Genomic DNA, 3,405 nt, shown 5'->3' on the forward strand with positions numbered 1-3,405 from the left:
CGTCGTGCGGTCAGCCCTTCCAGGAGCGTGCCACGACGCCGTCGCGCACCTCGAAGTTGAGCCGCCCCATCCGGTACTCCATGGTGATGATCGCGCCCGGCGGCAGCGAGCGCACCGTGGCCCACCCCCGCTGTCGGGCGAGCCGTTCCGCGTCGCCCGCGTCGAGGCCTACGTACGCTTGCGGGCTGTCCTGGGGCTCCGTCGGCGGAGCGGTGTCCGGTGCCATACGGCCCACGCTAGGCCGCTCGCGGCGGAGACGGAAGCCGGGCCGGGAGCCGAAGTCCCCCGTCCGTTCCCGGTCACGCTTCTGTCACAGAATCCCGACACGCGTTTCGATCGAACTCTGTCACACGTACGAGCGGTTCCCTGCGTCTTCCTGGCGCATTCGAGTGCAATTCCCCGGTGCCGGTAGGGTCTTCCGAAAAGCCAACGGAAAGAACCAGGAGCGGGATCGGACGCGCTCCGGTGCGCGCATTCCATTCCGATTCCGACGGCCCGTCCCCGAGCTGACACCGCATAAGAGATTCACCGCTTCGGCACAGAACCTCCTGCCGTGCGGGCCGGGACGGGGCCGGCGGCGGCGTGAACTCGGAGCGGGCCGTCCGGCCATGAATCGTCCTCACACCCGGATGCCCGCTCCCATTCAGAGCATGCACACGCCCCCACGACGCGGCGGCCCCGCCCGGTCGGACCGGGCGGGGCGGGGTGGCGCGAGGCGGTGCCGGGCGGGGGTTCGCGTCAGAGCGCGAGGCGCTGTCCGGGCACGATGAGGTTCGGGTCGTCGCCGATGACGGCCTTGTTGGCGGCGTAGAGACGCTGCCAGGTGGTGCCGTGCCGCTCGGCGATCTGGCTCAGGGTGTCGCCCTCGCGGACGGTGTAGTCGCCCTGGGCCGAGACCCGGCCGGTGCCGGTCGTCGAGCGCTCGGGCGCCTTCGCGGCGGGGGCCGACTTCCTGCCGCTCGACGCGGTCGACGACTTCCACGACTTCGTCGCCGGCTCCGGGGCGCTCTTCGTGGTCGCCGAGGCGTTCTCGGGCGCCGAGCCGGTCGCCCCGGCGCGCCCCGAGCAGACCGGCCACGCGCCCCAGCCCTGGGCGTGCTGGACCTTGGTGGCGACGGCGATCTGCGCTTCCCTGGAGGCCTGGTCGGCCGTCGCCGCGTAAGCGGCGCCGCCGTACGCGCGCCAGGTGGAGGCGGAGAACTGGAGTCCGCCGTAGTAGCCGTTGCCGGTGTTGATGTGCCAGTTGCCGCCGCTCTCGCACCGGGCGATGCGGTCCCACACTCCGTTGTCCGCCGCGGCGGCGTTGCCGGTGGCTGCCAGCAGGCCCAGCGGGGCGAGCAGCGCCGCTCCGGCCAGGGCGGCCGTCGTACGGCCCTTGCGGGAGCCGCTCTTGGGCGCGACGGTCTCACGGGTGGTATCGGCACACTCGGACATGTATTTCCCTCTCCACATACCCGGGGTCCCCCAGGCGGGACGCGGTCCCCGCGCGATGGACGCGGTTCCTCGCGCTCGCCCCGTCCGCCGCGGCCGGTACTGCGGTGATGCTCTGTCCGGTATGGCCGGCGGACGTACCCGAGCGGTGCTCGTTGCACACGGCGGAGGAATCTAGAGATCTGGAACGCCCGAAATCAACCAACTCCCTGTCGGGCCAGGCCAGTTCGGTGTTACCTTGGGTAGCGGCAATTTTCGGCCACCCACTACATTCCCTGATTTCGTGATTTGTCGACCACGGGTTCGACGGATCTGTGATTCACTTCACCGCGTCAAACTCCTTTGGCATGCGAAGAGTTGACGGGGAGTGCCGGATTCCGCACCGCGAGTGACCCTGTGCAGCGGATGGTTCGATCCCGATCCCCCTCGTGCGTGACCACCACCACAGATCGCCCGTTGTCTTCTTCATGAGCCCGCGACCCCGGGGGCTCACGGACCGGGAGCCACCCGGCCCTTCACGCACGCATCCCGAGGGAGCCACCGTGCCGCGCATGCTCGACGTCAGCGACGAGGTACGCGCCGAGATCGGCGACGAAGAAGCCGACCGGCTGCTCGCCGGAGACAACGCCCCCGGCAGCTACGACTGCACGTCCTGCCGCACCCCGGGCGACTCCGAACAGGAGCGCACCAGCACCGTCCTGTTCATCGGCGACGAGACCGCCGTCCTCGCCTTCGCCCACGCCACCTGCCTGCCCTCGCAGGTCGTCCAGGTCACCGAGGAGCAGTTGCAGGGCGCGGTCCGCTCCATCAACGGCGACAGCGCCCCCGGCGGCGGCCCGCAGAAGTCCGTGCCGGAACAGGCGGTGCTCGGGGTGACCAGCGGGCTCGTGCTGATCGCCGGGGAGTTGCACCCGGCGCTGGTCGTGGAGCCGACCTCGCCGATCGTGCGGCCCGGCACGGACGGGGTGGGCGACGACTTCCTGCCGCTCCTGATCGAGCAGGGCTTCATGCCGGTGCCGGAGCTCTCCGCGGTGCCGCCGGTGCTGCACGGGTGGTCGGTGCTGCTGGCGGTGGGTCAGCTGCACGCGGTGCTGCAACCGGGGCCGGCGGGCGGGCAGCCGGTGGCGTGGTGGCAGGCGCATCAGCCGCTGCAGGTGACCGACGGGTGGCGGGCGGCGGCCAACAAGCACCAGCAGGTGCTGATGTTCGCGGCGCCGGTGGGGTCGATCGGGCGGCAGCCCCGGGAGGACCTGCTGCGCGACGCGATCGACAAGGCGGCGGCGAACGGGCAGCTGGTGGCGGCGGCGTTGCCGCTCGCGGGGGTCTGAGGGGCGCCCACGGGAGGTGGGAGCTGCGGGTGCGTGAGCGGCTGCGGGTGGTCCGTGACTGGTCGCGCAGTGCCCCGTGCCTCCAGCAGGGCACCTCAGGGCCGCATCTCTTTGAGGACCTGGTCGTTTGGACATACGTGCACGCATACGACCTTCCTCCCCACCGGCCGTCCTTCGCCACCGTTCCCGCCGCGCGGGCGGCTCAGGAGGCCCCGGCCGGGCTCTCGGCCACGCCGATCTACGACTCGCTCTACGCGGAGTGGGTCAAGGCCTTCCGTACGCTGCCGGGTGATCGCAGCGGAGAGGAGTCGCTGGGGTTCGTCGCCTTCGGGACCGCCCCGTTCAGTACCGGCACGCACGGGCTGGGGTCGTACGGAGGGAACTCGTACAGCGCGTACAGCGCGGGTGCCTACAGCGCCCGGAGCGGCGGCGGACAGCCGCAGCCGCCGCAGTGGCAGCGGGTCGGGACGCTCGGGCGGGCCCAGGAGACCGGGAGGGCGCCGGTCCCCGCGGCGCTGCCGCCGGCTCCGCGCCGGGGTCTGTGACACATGAGGGAGGGGCGGGGGGGCGGGGGGGGGGGGGCCCGCCCCCGCGAGCGCCGGCGGGGGGGGTGGGGGGCCGCGGGAGCGCCACCCCCCCCCGGAGG

4 protein-coding genes are annotated in these 3,405 nt (G+C 72.2%); 2 read left to right on the forward strand and 2 right to left on the reverse strand.

What is annotated here, in order from left to right:
• Window positions 1–10 precede the first annotated feature (10 nt).
• Window positions 11–226 (reverse strand): I78 family peptidase inhibitor, encoded by a 216-nt coding sequence (locus AB0M11_RS41170; RefSeq protein WP_365714091.1) that lies wholly within the window; start codon window positions 224–226, stop codon window positions 11–13.
• A gap of 512 nt (window positions 227–738) precedes the next feature.
• On the reverse strand, window positions 739–1,434 hold the full coding sequence (locus AB0M11_RS41175) for a transglycosylase family protein (protein WP_365714093.1): 696 nt from the start codon (window positions 1,432–1,434) through the stop codon (window positions 739–741).
• 539 nt (window positions 1,435–1,973) lie between these two features.
• On the opposite strand from AB0M11_RS41175, the gene AB0M11_RS41180 reads away from it, so the two are divergent.
• Window positions 1,974–2,759, forward strand: coding sequence for a hypothetical protein (locus AB0M11_RS41180; RefSeq protein ID WP_365714096.1), 786 nt, complete (start codon window positions 1,974–1,976; stop codon window positions 2,757–2,759).
• 137 nt (window positions 2,760–2,896) lie between these two features.
• Window positions 2,897–3,304 carry a hypothetical protein gene (locus AB0M11_RS41185; protein ID WP_365714098.1) on the forward strand — a complete coding sequence of 136 codons (408 nt, stop codon included), beginning with the start codon at window positions 2,897–2,899 and terminating at the stop codon, window positions 3,302–3,304.
• Window positions 3,305–3,405 lie beyond the last annotated feature (101 nt).

The organism is Streptomyces sp. NPDC051987, from assembly GCF_040680735.1.
Lineage (GTDB): Bacteria > Actinomycetota > Actinomycetes > Streptomycetales > Streptomycetaceae > Streptomyces.

Bases quoted from the DNA above. Each gene is read 5' to 3' on its own strand.
- AB0M11_RS41170 (WP_365714091.1), bottom strand. From the start codon at position 226: ATGGCACCGGACACCGCTCCGCCGACGGAGCCCCAGGACAGCCCGCAA.
- AB0M11_RS41175 (WP_365714093.1), bottom strand. From the start codon at position 1,434: ATGTCCGAGTGTGCCGATACCACCCGTGAGACCGTCGCGCCCAAGAGC.